This is a genomic window from Pseudomonas sp. AN3A02, assembly GCF_011765255.1.
Classification (GTDB): Bacteria; Pseudomonadota; Gammaproteobacteria; order Pseudomonadales; family Pseudomonadaceae; genus Aquipseudomonas.
Genome location: NZ_JAARNI010000012.1, coordinates 65,475 through 79,843, shown reverse-complemented (window position 1 = coordinate 79,843; position 14,369 = coordinate 65,475). Strand labels below are relative to the sequence as shown.

Annotated in this window: 17 protein-coding genes and 1 tRNA gene; all 18 read left to right on the top strand. The window is 57.3% G+C overall.

The genetic code is table 11. The features are described from left to right. Window positions 1-217 precede the first annotated feature (217 nt). Window positions 218-1,942 (top strand): tetratricopeptide repeat protein, encoded by a 1,725-nt coding sequence (locus tag HBJ59_RS27955; RefSeq protein WP_076014968.1) that lies wholly within the window; start codon window positions 218-220, stop codon window positions 1,940-1,942. A 4-nt stretch (window positions 1,943-1,946) separates the two neighbouring features. After that, the gene (gene lolB, locus HBJ59_RS27950) at window positions 1,947-2,564 is read left to right on the top strand and encodes a lipoprotein insertase outer membrane protein LolB (RefSeq protein ID WP_063033130.1); all 618 of its coding nucleotides are present in this window, start codon (window positions 1,947-1,949) and stop codon (window positions 2,562-2,564) included. 1 nt (window position 2,565) lies between these two features. Continuing rightward, window positions 2,566-3,417, top strand: coding sequence for a 4-(cytidine 5'-diphospho)-2-C-methyl-D-erythritol kinase (gene ispE, locus HBJ59_RS27945; protein ID WP_076014967.1), 852 nt, complete (start codon window positions 2,566-2,568; stop codon window positions 3,415-3,417). Between the two features lie 36 nt (window positions 3,418-3,453). Beyond that, a tRNA-Gln gene (locus tag HBJ59_RS27940) sits at window positions 3,454-3,528 on the top strand. Between the two features lie 45 nt (window positions 3,529-3,573). Next, window positions 3,574-4,515, top strand: a complete 942-nt coding sequence (locus tag HBJ59_RS27935; RefSeq protein ID WP_003208392.1) for a ribose-phosphate pyrophosphokinase — start codon at window positions 3,574-3,576, stop codon at window positions 4,513-4,515. A 138-nt stretch (window positions 4,516-4,653) separates the two neighbouring features. Continuing rightward, a complete protein-coding gene (locus tag HBJ59_RS27930) occupies window positions 4,654-5,253 on the top strand; it encodes a 50S ribosomal protein L25/general stress protein Ctc (RefSeq protein WP_076014966.1) in 600 nt (199 codons plus the stop codon). Window positions 5,254-5,418: 165 nt separating this feature from the next. Further along, the gene (pth, locus tag HBJ59_RS27925; protein ID WP_017475979.1) at window positions 5,419-6,003 is read left to right on the top strand and encodes an aminoacyl-tRNA hydrolase; all 585 of its coding nucleotides are present in this window, start codon (window positions 5,419-5,421) and stop codon (window positions 6,001-6,003) included. A gap of 23 nt (window positions 6,004-6,026) precedes the next feature. Then, the gene (ychF, locus tag HBJ59_RS27920) at window positions 6,027-7,127 is read left to right on the top strand and encodes a redox-regulated ATPase YchF (RefSeq protein ID WP_076014965.1); all 1,101 of its coding nucleotides are present in this window, start codon (window positions 6,027-6,029) and stop codon (window positions 7,125-7,127) included. Between the two features lie 420 nt (window positions 7,128-7,547). After that, window positions 7,548-8,471 carry a sigma 54-interacting transcriptional regulator gene (locus tag HBJ59_RS27915; RefSeq protein WP_167665419.1) on the top strand — a complete coding sequence of 308 codons (924 nt, stop codon included), beginning with the start codon at window positions 7,548-7,550 and terminating at the stop codon, window positions 8,469-8,471. Window positions 8,472-8,739: 268 nt separating this feature from the next. Continuing rightward, entirely contained in the window at window positions 8,740-8,907 is a 168-nt protein-coding gene (locus HBJ59_RS27910; RefSeq protein WP_159442634.1) for a hypothetical protein, read from the top strand. Between the two features lie 78 nt (window positions 8,908-8,985). Beyond that, window positions 8,986-9,357, top strand: a complete 372-nt coding sequence (locus tag HBJ59_RS27905) for a hypothetical protein (RefSeq protein ID WP_178124299.1) — start codon at window positions 8,986-8,988, stop codon at window positions 9,355-9,357. Window positions 9,358-9,361: 4 nt separating this feature from the next. Beyond that, window positions 9,362-10,141 carry a type III secretion system inner membrane ring lipoprotein SctJ gene (sctJ, locus tag HBJ59_RS27900; protein ID WP_076014962.1) on the top strand — a complete coding sequence of 260 codons (780 nt, stop codon included), beginning with the start codon at window positions 9,362-9,364 and terminating at the stop codon, window positions 10,139-10,141. Window positions 10,142-10,229: 88 nt separating this feature from the next. After that, window positions 10,230-10,715, top strand: a complete 486-nt coding sequence (locus HBJ59_RS27895) for a type III secretion protein (RefSeq protein WP_178106615.1) — start codon at window positions 10,230-10,232, stop codon at window positions 10,713-10,715. Then, complete coding sequence (sctL, locus tag HBJ59_RS27890) at window positions 10,657-11,283, top strand: type III secretion system stator protein SctL (RefSeq protein WP_306109874.1); 627 nt, start codon at window positions 10,657-10,659, stop codon at window positions 11,281-11,283. Before HBJ59_RS27895 ends, sctL begins: the two co-directional genes overlap by 59 nt. A 104-nt stretch (window positions 11,284-11,387) precedes the next feature. Beyond that, window positions 11,388-11,624, top strand: coding sequence for a hypothetical protein (locus HBJ59_RS27885; RefSeq protein ID WP_167665418.1), 237 nt, complete (start codon window positions 11,388-11,390; stop codon window positions 11,622-11,624). Next, window positions 11,611-12,015, top strand: a complete 405-nt coding sequence (locus HBJ59_RS27880; RefSeq protein WP_076014958.1) for a hypothetical protein — start codon at window positions 11,611-11,613, stop codon at window positions 12,013-12,015. Before HBJ59_RS27885 ends, HBJ59_RS27880 begins: the two co-directional genes overlap by 14 nt. Window positions 12,016-12,030: 15 nt before the next feature. Beyond that, complete coding sequence (gene sctC / locus HBJ59_RS27875; protein ID WP_167665417.1) at window positions 12,031-14,169, top strand: type III secretion system outer membrane ring subunit SctC; 2,139 nt, start codon at window positions 12,031-12,033, stop codon at window positions 14,167-14,169. Next, window positions 14,166-14,369, top strand: a complete 204-nt coding sequence (gene hrpT, locus HBJ59_RS27870; protein ID WP_167665416.1) for an HrpT family type III secretion system protein — start codon at window positions 14,166-14,168, stop codon at window positions 14,367-14,369. The genes sctC and hrpT overlap by 4 nt, the downstream gene beginning before the upstream one ends.

Genomic DNA, 14,369 nt, shown 5'->3' with positions numbered 1-14,369 from the left:
CTTGTGTCTATAAAGGCATCCTGTAGGAGCGAGCTTGCTCGCGAAAAACGCTCACACAACGCGTCAATCCAGAATGAACGCGTTATCGTTGACGAGCTTCGCGAGCAAGCTCGCTCCTACAGGGAAAGCAATAAGCGTATTACGGGCGCCCCGGTTATGTTTGGCCGAAGGCTTGTGTCATGATGATCCGACCGCAGGTTAGTCGTCCTCTTCCTATATGAATAGATCTTCCGCGTTGCTCCTTGCTTTTGTCTTCCTCAGCGGCTGCCAGGCCATGGCACCCGTGTCGCCGGACGGTACGCCGCCGGTAGAAGACAGCACCCCCGCCCCTGAAAAGCCCAAGGTTTATTCCTCGTTCAGTGAAGAGACGGTCTTCAGTCTGCTGAGCGCGGAGCTGGCCGGCCAGCGCAATCGTTTCGACATTGCACTGGACAACTACGTGACCCAGGCCATCAACACTCAGGATCCGGGGATTTCCGAGCGCGCATTTCGTATCGCCGAGTACCTGGGCGCCGATCAGGCCGCCCTGGACACCTCGCTGATCTGGGCGAAAAACGCGCCGGACGATCTCGAAGCGCAACGGGCAGCCGCCATTCAACTGGCCCGCGCCGGGCGCTATGACGACTCCATGGTGTATATGGAGAAAGTCCTGCAGGGCAAGGGCGACACGCATTTCGATTTCCTCGCGCTGTCGGCCGCCGACACCGATCAGGACACCCGCAACGGCCTGATGAAGAGTTTCGACCGCCTGCTGCAGAAACACCCGAACAACAGCCAGCTGATTTTCGGCAAGGCGCTGTTGCTGCAACAGGATGACGAGCCCGAGGCCGCGTTGAAGCTGCTGGAGCAGCATCCACCGGAAGACGGCGAGATAGCGCCGATCCTGCTGCGTGCCCGCCTGCTGCAAAACCTCAACCGCGGCAAGGAAGCGATTCCGCTGCTGGAAAAAAGCATCAAGAAGTACCCGGGCGACAAACGCCTGTTGCTGACCTATGCACGCATGCTGGTTGAACAGGACCGCATGGAAGACGCCAAAGTGCAGTTCGCCAATCTCGTCCAGCAATACCCGGACGATGATGAATTGCGTTACTCCCTGGCGCTGGTGTGCCTGGAAGCCAAGGCGTGGGATGAGGCCAAGGGTTACCTGGAAGACTTGATCGCCCGCGAGAGCCACGTCGATTCGGCGCACCTGAACCTTGGCCGCATCGCTGAAGAGCGTAACGACCCGCAGGCCGCACTGCTTGAGTACGCCCAGGTTGGCCCCGGCAATGATTACCTGCCGGCGCAACTGCGCCAGGCCGATATCCTGATGAACAACGGCCGCACCGACGAGGCGGAAAAACGCCTGGCTGCCGCACGGGATGCCGAGCCGGACTACGCGATTCAGTTGTACCTGATCCAGGCCGAGACTTTGTCGGCCAACAAGCAAGGCGATCGCGCCTGGAAAATCCTCCAGCAAGCCTTGCTGCAATACCCGGACGACCTGAACCTGCTGTACACCCGCGCCATGCAGGCGGAAAAACGCAATGACCTGGCGCAGATGGAAAAAGACCTGCGCCTGATCATCAAGCGCGACCCGGACAACGCCATGGCACTGAACGCCCTGGGCTACACCTTGTCCGACCGTACAACGCGCTACGCCGAAGCCAAGGAGCTGATTGAAAAGGCTCACCAGCTGAACCCGGAAGACCCGGCCGTACTCGATAGCCTCGGCTGGGTAAATTACCGCCTGGGCAACCTGGACGAAGCCGAACGCTTGCTGCGCCAGGCGCTGGAGCGCTTCCCCGACCAGGAAGTGGCCGCGCACCTGGGCGAAGTGCTCTGGGCCAATGGCAAACAGCGCGAAGCGCGACAAATCTGGGAGAAGTTCCTCAAGGAACAACCCGAAAGCCCAATCCTGCGCAGCACCATCAAGCGCCTGACCGGATCCGAGACCCTTTAATTTTATGTTTTTGCGCCACGTCATCGTTTTCAGCTTTATCGCCCTGCTCGCCGGCTGTTCAGGCCTTGGCACCCGTGAATCTGTCGAAGGCCCGGGCAACCCGGCGCAATGGCAGCAGCACAAGGATCAACTGAGCAGCCTTGATGGCTGGCAGATCGAGGGCAAGGTCGGCATTCGCGCCCCGAAAGATTCGGGCAGCGGCACCCTGTTCTGGTTGCAACGCCAGGACTATTACGACATTCGTCTGTCCGGCCCGCTGGGCCGCGGTGCAGCACGCCTGACCGGCCGACCGGGGCAAGTCAGCCTGGAAGTGGCCAATCAGGGCCGCTTTGAGGCGCCGACACCGGAAGCCCTGCTGGAAGAACAGATGGGCTGGAAACTCCCCGTATCGCACCTGGTGTGGTGGGTGCGCGGTCTTCCCGCGCCAGACAGCAAGAGCCGCCTGAGCCTCAATGGCGACAGCCGCCTGGCTTCGCTGGAGCAGGATGGCTGGCAGGTCGAGTACCTGAGCTATGTGCAACAGAACGGTTACTGGCTGCCCGAGCGCATCAAGCTGCACGGCACCGACCTTGACGTCACGCTGGTGATCAAGGACTGGCAACCTCGCAAACTGGGGCAGTGACATGACCGCGCAACGTCTGACCCTGCCCTCCCCGGCCAAACTGAATTTGATGCTGCACATTCTCGGTCGCCGTGAAGACGGCTATCACGAGCTGCAGACTATTTTTCAATTTCTTGACTACGGCGATGAGCTGACTTTCGCCGTTCGTGATGACGGCGTGATTCAACTGCACACCGAATTCGAAGGCGTGCCTCACGACAGCAACCTGATTGTGAAGGCCGCAAAAAAACTTCAGGAACAATCCGGTTGCCCATTGGGCATCGACATCTGGATCGAAAAAATCCTGCCCATGGGTGGCGGCATCGGTGGCGGCAGCTCGAATGCCGCGACAACGTTGCTCGGCCTGAATCACTTGTGGCAGCTGGGCTGGGACCACGATCGCCTGGCGGCGCTGGGCCTGACACTGGGCGCGGACGTCCCGGTTTTCGTGCGTGGGCACGCCGCTTTTGCCGAAGGCGTGGGGGAGAAACTCACCCCTGTAGACCCCGAAGAGCCGTGGTATGTGGTGCTTGTTCCGCAAGTATCTGTAAGTACAGCAGAAATTTTTTCAGATCCACTGTTGACACGTAACTCTCCTCCCATTAAAGTGCGCCCCGTTCCCAAGGGAAACAGTCGAAATGACTGCTTACCGGTTGTAGCAAGGCGTTATCCAGATGTACGTAACGCTTTGAATTTGCTAGGTAATTTTACCGAAGCAAAATTAACCGGAACTGGAAGTTGTGTGTTTGGGGGCTTCCCAAGCAAAGCTGAAGCTGATAAAGTCTCGGCCCTTCTTACAGAGACCCTTACAGGGTTTGTAGCAAAGGGAAGCAACGTTTCGATGTTGCATCGCAAGCTGCAAAGTCTGCTCTAAAGGAACCGAGTACTGGGTACTCGTTGCAACAGATACAGGGGCGTCGCCAAGCGGTAAGGCAGCAGGTTTTGATCCTGCCATGCGTTGGTTCGAATCCAGCCGCCCCTGCCATTTTCTATACTCATCCAGGTTACCCTCAGCCTCTAGGTACTGCGCGTGTCCAAGATGATGGTCTTTACGGGGAATGCCAACCCCGATCTGGCTCGGCGTGTTGTACGTCAGCTGCATATCCCTCTCGGTGACATCTCTGTCGGTAAATTCTCCGACGGCGAAATTACAGCCGAGATCAATGAAAACGTTCGCGGTAAAGACGTCTTCATTATTCAGCCGACTTGCGCTCCGACCAACGATAACCTGATGGAACTCGTCGTGATGGCTGATGCCTTCCGCCGCTCCTCAGCGACTCGAATCACAGCTGTAATCCCTTACTTTGGTTATGCCCGTCAGGATCGCCGTCCGCGTTCCGCACGTGTGGCTATCAGCGCGAAAGTCGTTGCTGACATGCTGACCGTGGTAGGCATCGACCGTGTTCTCACGGTTGACCTGCACGCTGACCAAATCCAGGGGTTCTTCGATATTCCAGTAGATAACATCTACGGCTCCCCCGTCCTGGTGGATGACATCGAAGACCAGCGCTTTGAAAACCTGATGATCGTGTCCCCGGACATTGGTGGCGTCGTGCGTGCACGGGCTGTTGCCAAATCCCTGGGCGTGGATCTCGGGATCATCGACAAACGCCGTGAGAAAGCCAATCACTCTGAAGTGATGCATATCATCGGTGATGTCGAAGGGCGTACCTGTATTCTGGTTGATGACATGGTCGACACCGCCGGCACCCTGTGCCACGCGGCGAAAGCCTTGAAAGAGCACGGTGCAGCAAAAGTCTTCGCCTACTGCACACACCCTGTGCTGTCGGGCCGAGCGATCGAGAACATCGAGAACTCAATGCTGGACGAACTGGTGGTGACTAACACCATCCCGTTGTCCGCTGCCGCTCAAGCCTGTTCGCGTATCCGTCAACTGGATATCGCACCGGTAGTTGCCGAAGCGGTTCGCCGCATCAGCAACGAAGAATCGATCAGCGCGATGTTCCGTTAAGGGTAAAACCTTAGCGACATCAACCTGACGAAAAGCGCCCCGCCCCAGCATTCTGTTGGGGCGGGGCTTTTTTGCCCATATCGCCTTTAGCGCTGGTCGCAAACGCTAGGGCGAATGTGGTTATTTTGGAGATACAACATGAACGATTTTACTTTGAATGCTGAACTGCGTTCCGACCTGGGGAAAGGTGCGAGCCGCCGCCTGCGTCGTCTCGCAAGCCTGGTTCCAGCTGTAGTTTACGGTGGCGAAAAAGCCCCTGAATCCATCAGCATGCTGGCTAAAGAAGTCGCCAAACTGCTCGAAAACGACGCGGCTTACAGCCACATCATCGAGCTGAACGTTGGCGGCACCAAGCAGAACGTCATCATCAAGGCACTGCAACGCCACCCAGCTAAAGGCCACGTGCTGCACGCTGACTTCGTACGCGTAGTAGCTGGTCAGAAACTGACCGCTATCGTGCCTGTGCACTTCGTTGGTGAAGAAGCTCCGGTCAAGAAAGGCGGCGAAGTTTCGCACCTTATCGCCGACATCGAAGTGACCTGCCTGCCGAAAGATCTGCCTGAGTTCATCGAAGTCGACTTGTCGGCTCTGGAAATCGGCGCGATCGTTCACCTGTCCGACCTCAAGGCTCCTAAAGGCGTTGAGTTCGTTGCACTGGCTCACGGTGACGACAAAGCTGTTGCAAACGTACACGCTCCACGCGTTGCACCAGAAGCTGAAGAAGGCGCTGCAGAGTAATTCACTCTGTAATGCCGGAGCTTGAGGAAACATCGCGGACCGGAACGTAGCGAGAAAGCGGGCGAGAATGCGAAGTTGGCCTCTAACGGTTACTAAGCTTTTGTCGTCCACTTTCGCCGCACCAACGGCGATGTTATCCACAACTCCAAAGGAAGGGCCCCTGTCGTGACTGCCATTAAACTGATCGTTGGCCTGGGAAATCCAGGCGCCGAATACGAACAGACCCGGCATAACGCGGGGGCCCTTTTTGTTGAGCGCATCGCCCACGCACAAGGTGTAAACCTTACGGCCGATCGCAAATATTTTGGCCTGACCGGACGCTTTTCGCATCAGGGTCAGGATGTTCGTCTGTTGATTCCCACCACCTACATGAACCGCAGCGGCCAGGCTGTCGCGGCGCTTGCGGGCTTCTTCCGGATCAAACCCGAAGAAATCCTGGTGGCCCATGACGAACTTGACCTGCCACCCGGCGTTGCCAAGCTCAAGCAAGGCGGCGGGCATGGCGGGCATAATGGCCTGCGCGACATCATCGCGCAGTTGGGCAATCAGAATACGTTTTACCGCTTGCGGCTTGGCATTGGCCACCCGGGCGTTGCCAGTATGGTTTCAAATTTCGTCCTGGGTCGTGCGCCACGCGCCGAACAGGAAAAACTCGATGCCAGCATCGATTTTGCCCTCGGCGTGCTGCCGGATATCTTCGCCGGTGAATGGAACCGTGCGATGAAAAACCTGCACAGCCAGAAGGCCTGACTCTTTACCCGAGGGGAAACACCATGGGATTCAATTGCGGCATCGTCGGCCTACCTAACGTCGGCAAGTCCACCCTGTTCAACGCCCTGACCAAATCCGGTATTGCGGCGGAGAACTTCCCCTTCTGCACCATCGAGCCGAACACCGGTATCGTGCCGATGCCCGATACACGCCTGGACGCCCTGGCGGCCATCGTGAATCCAAAGCGCATCCTGCCGACCACCATGGAGTTCGTCGACATCGCAGGCCTGGTAGCCGGCGCGTCGAAAGGTGAAGGCCTGGGCAACAAGTTCCTCGCCAACATCCGTGAGACCGATGCCATCGCGCACGTGGTCCGCTGCTTCGAAGACGAGAACGTGATTCACGTCTCCAACAGCGTCGACCCGAAACGCGACATCGAGATCATCGACCTGGAACTGATCTTCGCCGACCTCGACAGCTGCGAAAAGCAACTGCAAAAGGTCACGCGCAACGCCAAGGGCGGCGACAAGGACGCAGTGGTCCAGAAAGCCTTGCTGGAGCAGCTGATTGCCCACTTCACCCTGGGCAAGCCGGCACGCAGCCTGATGAAGAGCATGAGCACCGACGAAAAGGCCGTGATCAAGGGCTTCCACCTGCTGACCACCAAGCCTGTGATGTACATCGCCAACGTGGCTGAAGACGGTTTCGAGAACAACCCGCTGCTCGACGTGGTCCTGGCCATTGCCGAAGAAGAAGGCGCGATCGTTGTTCCGGTCTGCAACAAGATCGAAGCGGAAATCGCCGAGCTGGAAGACGGCGAAGAGAAAGACATGTTCCTCGAGGCCCTGGGCCTGGAAGAGCCTGGCCTGAATCGCGTGATCCGCGCCGGCTACGAAATGCTGCACCTGCAGACCTACTTCACCGCCGGTGTTGAAGAAGTCCGCGCCTGGACCGTCAAGGTCGGTGCCACTGCCCCGCAAGCCGCTGGCGTGATCCACACCGACTTCGAAAAAGGCTTCATCCGTGCCGAAGTCATCGCCTACAACGACTTCATCCAGTTCAAGGGTGAAGCCGGTGCCAAGGAAGCCGGTAAATGGCGCCTGGAAGGCAAGGAATACATCGTCAAGGATGGCGACGTGATGCACTTCCGCTTCAACGTGTAAGCGACACCTGCGGCCTATGCCGCAAAACAAAAAGCCGATGCACTGCATCGGCTTTTTTGTGGACAAACGCTTTTGAATAGATAAAAGGCGCGGCGACACAGTTATTAACTTTATATATTAAAAAACAAAAACACTCACAACACTAATTGACAACCAATAGGTAGCAAAAAAGATCTTCAGATTCAAAAATCCGCAGTCACTTTCGGATTTATCCTTAACACAATGAGAAATATAACTCACACCGTTACTTGCCTTCTTATTACCTCGCCCACCCTTAACCTTTCTTGCGCATCGAGCGCTACGGCTTAACTACCCGCTCAAGATGACAAACCCGATATTTTCCGATTTACTTCCGGACGTTCGAAAGGACTCAAAAAGTCTAACAACAGTGATGCGATCCAATATTGGAGTAATAACAATATGTCGGTCTCCTATCACACTGAGGATGTATCAAACTCACCCCTTACCGAATGCCCTTGTATAGAAGCCACTCTCCGTAATACCGCCACCCTTAATATCGATATGCTACTGCTGGGAGAAACCGGAACAGGTAAAGACACGTTGGCACACCGCATACATATCCTGTCTCGGAGAAAGGGCAACTTTGTTGCCGTCAACTGCGCGGCGATACCGGAAAGCCTGGCTGAAAGCCAACTGTTTGGTGTCAACAGCGGGGCCTATACCGGTGCGATGCAATCCCGGGCCGGATTTGTCGAGGCCGCCCACTTGGGTACCTTATATCTTGATGAAATTGACAGCATGCCGCTCAACCTGCAGGCCAAGCTACTGCGCGTATTGGAGTGCCGGGGTGTAGAACGCCTGGGCTCCACGCGGTTTATCCCGGTGGACATGCGGGTCATCGCCTCTGCACAGCAGTCACTGCATGAAATGGTCGAACAGGGAGCGTTCAGGCGCGACCTTTACTTTCGCCTGAACGTAGTCGATATCAAGCTCCCGCCATTGCGCGAACGCCGTGAGCGGATTGTGCCGTTGTTTCTGAACATGATCCGCGAAGAGTCAGAGCACTTTAAGTGCCCCGCTCCCTCGCCGCCCAGCGCGCTGCTGCAACGATTACTGTGCCATCCCTGGCCGGGCAACGTCCGTGAACTGCGCTCGACGGCCAAGCGATTTGTGTTGGGCCTGCCGCCGCTTTCAGAGTCGACACAGGACCACCAGGAGACAGAAACAGGCCTCAAGGAACGACTGCAACAAATCGAGAAGTCATTGATTGAAGATGCCTTACGACGGCACGGGCGCAATGTGGACGTAGTCGCCGTCGAATTGGGGGTTGCCAAGCGAACGCTCTACTACCGGATGAAGCAGCTCGAAATATCCCTGGCATGAGCGTCTGGAGCGTGACGGAAGTGCTCTCTTCGTAACTTTTTGCACAAATGCAGAAACATTATCGGCTCGGCCGTCACTCGCAAACCTGTATAAACCATCGGCCTCAATCTATACAAGAAACAATTTAAAACAAGTCCACTCAGTCAAACTGGAACGCTCCATACCTCCTCAACCACCTATAAATTGAGCAACATCGTCGCTCACCCCGTTACGATAGCGAGTATGCGCGCTATCTGAATCTTTTCTTAACACATACGAAAGGTGACATATGTCCACAATCGGTTCCGCAGGCGGCCTTAGTGCCGGCAACCAAGCACAACTGGACCGGCTCAACGCAGATAAAGAAAAGAAAATTGTCGAAGAAGCTGCAAAAACGGCCGAGCAAGAACTTACTACAGCGAAAGCAGGGCGCGTTAAATCATTGAGATTCGCCTAAGTAAGGAAGCTCTCCTCAGCTCAACGGCTGAGGAGATCTTCACAGGAGCAGCAATCGATACATTCGCTGGAGGTTCATGTGGATATTCCCCACACCGACATAGAGTTTTCACAACGCAGGAACATCACCACGTGGCCTGATACGCCAACCGCAATCAACCGGACTTCCGACACTCATTTTTTCAACGCAGAGCTAAGCCAGACCAAACCGCCTGGAAGAGAAAGCGCGACTACCCTGGCGGCGCCCCTTTCACTCTTGGGCGCCACGGCGTCGACGACGCTGCCAAGCCGCATCGCCAAGGGGTTTCGGGATGCGAGCCAGAACAAGAACACCAGGGAAGCCAACGAGTTTCCCCAGTCGCTTGTCGACGGGCACCTCGAGGTGACGGCAAAGGTGAAGGTACTGAGCGCGGTTACAAAAGGCATCGAAAAAGTCTCGAACATGGGGTAGGTGCATGTACCGCCGTCTAAGCACCACATTACTTTTTTCGGCACTGCTGATGCTGGCAGGCTGCGGAGAAAGTGTAGAGCTGCACCGCAATCTATCCGAGCAGGAAGCCAATGAAGTCATCGCGGAACTGGCAGACAAACAGATCCGTGCCCAGAAGGTTCCGGCAAAGGACGGAGTAACTGTTCGCGTCAGGACGGGGGACATCAGCCGGGCTGTGCGTACTCTGGAAGCTGTCGGACTGCCCAAGGTGGCCCGCTCGACATTGGGGGACATCTTCCGCAAGGAAGGCGTGATCTCCACGCCGCTGGAGGAGCGCGCACGTTACATCTACGCGCTGTCCCAGGAACTGGAAGCGACCTTGTCAAATATAGACGGTGTGATCGTTGCACGCGTACATGTGGTGCTGCCTGAGCGGGTGGCGCCCGGCGAGCCGGTACAGCCGGCATCCGCTTCCGTGTTCATCAAGCATGATCTGCGGCTGGACCCTGACAATATCAATGCGCGGGTGCGCAGGATGGTAGCCAGCGGTATTCCCGGCATGGCCTCAGCCCTCGAAAACACGACAAAACTGACCGTCATTTTCGTACCGGCCACCGCCTATACCGAGAAGCAAAAGCTCACCTACCTCGGCCCTTTTCTGGTACCGGAGCAAGACCTTGGATTCTGGCGCACCAGCATCATGGCGCCTCTGGTGGCCCTTGTGCTGGGAGGCATTGCGTGGCTGGTCTGGCGCCGCAGGGCAACGCGCGCACCCGCGCCCGCAATAGCCCATGCCCATGAGTGAAAATCTGACTTGGGTACGGTGGTGGGCTTCCCCCTGGGAGAAGGCCCACCAGGATTGGCGCACGCAAACAGGCTTTGTGGAAACAGCGGTGCTTTCACGCAGCCACCATGCACGGGTGAGTCACCTGTTCGGCATAAACCCCGAACTCCCCCCGTCCCCTTCTCCGACCTTGCTGCAACTGGTGCTGATCTGCGCACAACAGCGCGACCTCGTCCTGATACTGGTCAATGAGGTGTGCAACGCTCCCGGCGACAGTGGGTTGAATCAGGAACAGCTTATTTGGTGCCAGCGACTGGCCAAAGCCCTGGGACCAGACCCAATACCCGTCAACGTCGACGATCCGTTGCAGTACCTGCGTGCATGGGTGGCCCCCGTGATCTGGCAGCGACTGCGCTTGAGCTTTGCCCGCTCACGGATACTTCAGGTGGAGCAGCATCCCAAGCTGACAGACCCCCATGGCCGCCTGGATACCCTTTGGCAAGCCGCGCTTTGGCGCACCGCCTCCAACCCTTCCGATGATGCCCTGCGGGCGCGTAGCGAGAACGCCGACCATGTTTTGTACCCGCAAGATTGAGCTGCACACCGTACCCTCCAACCTTCCGGCGGCCCTGATTCCTAAAGAAATGCTGGCTGAGCATGCCCAGGCCCGTCACCTGCTCGAACGCGCCGAAGCCCAGGCGCAAACGCTCATAAGCCAAGCCGAAGCCCATTGCGAGCACATACTGGAAAGCGCAGGCAACGCGTTCTGGCAACGCGCCAATGCCCAGCTGCTTCACTGGGAGTTAGAACGCCAGGCGATGCACGACAACCTGGAACACACCGCCACCTCAGTCATTAACAGCGCCATTCGAAACTTGCTGGAAGACACCCTGCCCGCTCAATGTGTTAGTGCGCTGCTCAATAAACTGCTGGATGCCCAATTGCCAACGGTCAAGGCAAGCCTGCTGTGCAATCCGTTGGACCGCGAACATGTCGAGCAATGGCTCGGTCGCCATTGCGGTGTGCCATGGACGCTTCGGGTTGAAAACGGGCTGCCCGCCCGGTCGCTGGTGCTTGAAACCGACGATGGTGGGTTTCACATCAATTGGACGGATGCCCTGAATAACCTGATGGCACCTCCCGCCAAGGCAAAAACCAAGTGAGGATTTTTCTGCGTAAAAGCGTTTTGTAAATAAATAGGTCCATCGATGGAACCGGTCACAAATCAGGCACCACACAGAGGGAGAAACCCACCGGAGATACATCAATGAATAGCAATGACTACTTGCTCAAAAAGCTCTACAGGCAACAAGTCCATAGCGAAAAACACCTCGATCAAATCAAGGCCGATGCGCTGAATAGTCAAGTGCACGAAGAAAGCATGCAACTCTTCGAACAGTTGCTTGAAACGAAGTCCAACCTTGTTACCAACTATTCGCTGAGTTCGACCTATTCCAGCTACAGGCAAGAAACGCTGAAAGCTGCCATCAATGTCGTCCAGTAGCTGGCACCAAACGTTGTTCGACTGCTTGCGTGGTCGCGAACAGCAGGTTCTGCTGCTTGAGGAGAATGACGAGGTCAACATGTATCGCGATGAACAACACGTATTGCTACGTGTTCAGCTGACCGAACCGCACCTCGAAATCCCGCTGCAATCCTGGAGCCGCCTGGGCCAGTCCAGCCTGGCACATTTCCAGGGCGCGCTGGCCTTGGCTCCCACAACCGGCTACCTCTGGTTGCAGCAATCCCTGCCACGGGATTGCAGCCAGGAACACGTGTTGAAATCCCTTGAAGCCCTTCTCAACCAACGCGACACCTGGCGCAGTGTCGTTGCGCGCCTGACAAGGCCCGAGCGCAAGTTCCAGCCCACCTCATTACGTAAACTGCCGCACTGAAACAGAGAGTCCGTCATGTATAACAAGACCCACAAGCGCACTGTCTTGCGATTACGCTCGCCCATTGGTGTAGCCAAACGCGCTCACTGGCGTTGCCTGTTCGCGCTGCTCTGCTTGGCCCCCCTGGAAAGCACCCTCGCCGCCGTCCCCGCCGAATGGAAAAACACCGCCTTCGCGTATGAAGCCGAACACAAGCCGCTGCGGGATGTGCTGGAAGACTTCGCCCAGTCGTTTGGCACGCAACTGCAAATCGACGGCCTGCTGGAAGGCAACGTCAATGGCAAGATACGCGCCAATACCCCGCAATCGCTGCTCGACAGGCTTGGCGTAGAGCATCGCTTCCAGTGGTACCTGTACAACAACACGCTGTACATCAGCACCCTGGACCAACAAGAGTCAGCGCGACTGGAAGTCTCTTCCGAGACCCTCGCCGACCTCAAGCAGGCCCTGACCGATATTGGCCTGCTCGACAGCCGGTTTGGCTGGGGAGAGTTGTCCGACGATGGCGTGGTGCTGGTCTCGGGCCCCAAGCGCTATATCGAGCAGATCAAGCAATTCAGCAGCCAGCGCAAATCTCCCGATGAAAAGCAGAGCATCCTCAGTTACCCGCTGAAATTCGCCAATGCCGCGGACCGTCCGATTGATTATCGCGGTGAAAAACTGATCATTCCCGGCGTCGCCACCATGCTGCGCGGTTTGTTGGAGCCTCGCCCCGCCTCTACGCTCTCGACGCTGAGCCAACGCCCCACCTCAGCCTCACAACCCTCGCCCATCACGCCGAGCTTTCCAAGGTTGGGCAACCCGATGCTGGGGCAGATGCTCGGCACGGCAATCAACCCGGGGCAATTGGACAGCGGCATGTCGCTCACTCCACGGGCACCGGCTCCCAGCAGTAAAATCCGGGTCGAAGCCGATGTGCGCAATAACGCCGTGCTGATCTATGACCTGCCGGAACGCCAGGCGATGTACCGCGATCTGATCGCCCGGCTCGACGTAGCGCGCAAGCTGGTAGAAATCGACGCAATCATCCTCGATATCGAACGCACTCAATTACGCGAATTCGGGGTCAATTGGGGCTTTCAAAACAGCCGCTTTCGTGGCGGCGTGAACATGGCCCCCGGAACGTCATCGCAACTGTCGATCGAAAACCGCGACCGCTTCTATGCCGATGTACGCGCCCTGGAGCAGCGTGGTCTGGCGACGATGGTGTCCAACCCGTCGGTGCTCACCCTGGAAAACCAACCGGCGGTGATTGATTTCAATCGCACTCAATACCTGACTGCCGGCGCGGAAGTCGCAACCATCCTGCCCATCACCGTTGGCACCAGTTTTCAGGTTGTGCCCAGGGTGATCACAAGCCGGGGTCAACACCAGATTCATCTGGTGGTGGACATCGAAGACGGTAACTTCGATGAATCGAACCCCGAGCGTATCGGCCCCGATGTGCGCCGGGGCAAGGTCAGTACCCAGGCGGTGATGGCGGAGAAGCGCTCGCTGGTGGTCGGTGGTTTCCATGTCACCGAAAGAACCGACAAGCAGAACAAAATACCGCTGCTGGGCGACATACCGCTGCTGGGCAAAGCGCTGTTTTCCTCCACCGAACGCCAGAACAACCGGCGCGAGCGCCTGTTTATCCTGACCCCGCGGGTCATCGGAGATCAGGCCGACCCTTCACGCTACTTGCCACAGGAAGACCAGGCCGAACTGCAGGCGGCGCTCAAGCCTCTGGCCAGGCGCTATGCCGAGCATCAACCGGTGATCAAGCGCAGCGACATCACCAGCACCCTGGCTCACCTCGTCAGCGGGCAAGTGCCCAGGGGGTTCAAGGCCGCGCCGATGCCACTTGGCCTGAATACCTTGTGCGCCACCCGGGACCTGTTGGCCCTCAATACCGAGCGCAGCCAGTGGTACGCCGGCCCGCAGTTCAACGTAGCGGTGGTGGTGTTGCGCAACCAGTTCAATCGCCACGTGCGCATTGATGAAAAGGAATGCAGCAACTCCCAGACCCTGGCAGTCAGCGTCTGGCCACGTGCCTGGCTCAAGCCGGGCGAAGAGGCTGAAGTGTTTATCGCCATCCGCCCTGTCATCAAAGACGAGCACATCGGCGTGCCCCGCCCTTCCCTGCTCACGCCTGCCCGGAGCAACCCACAATGAAACGACAACTGTCCTGCGCCACGTTGATCGGCCTCGCCCTGCTCGTCGTCGGTTGCACGCCAACGTGCAAGGGCGACTCCTGCTCACGCCCGCAATCCAGCGCCGATAAAATGGTGGTCTGGTGGCCGCCACAGATGCGCGTAGAAGCCGGCCCGGCCGGCGAGCGGTCGGATTATCAGACCATATCCCTGGAGCGGTGA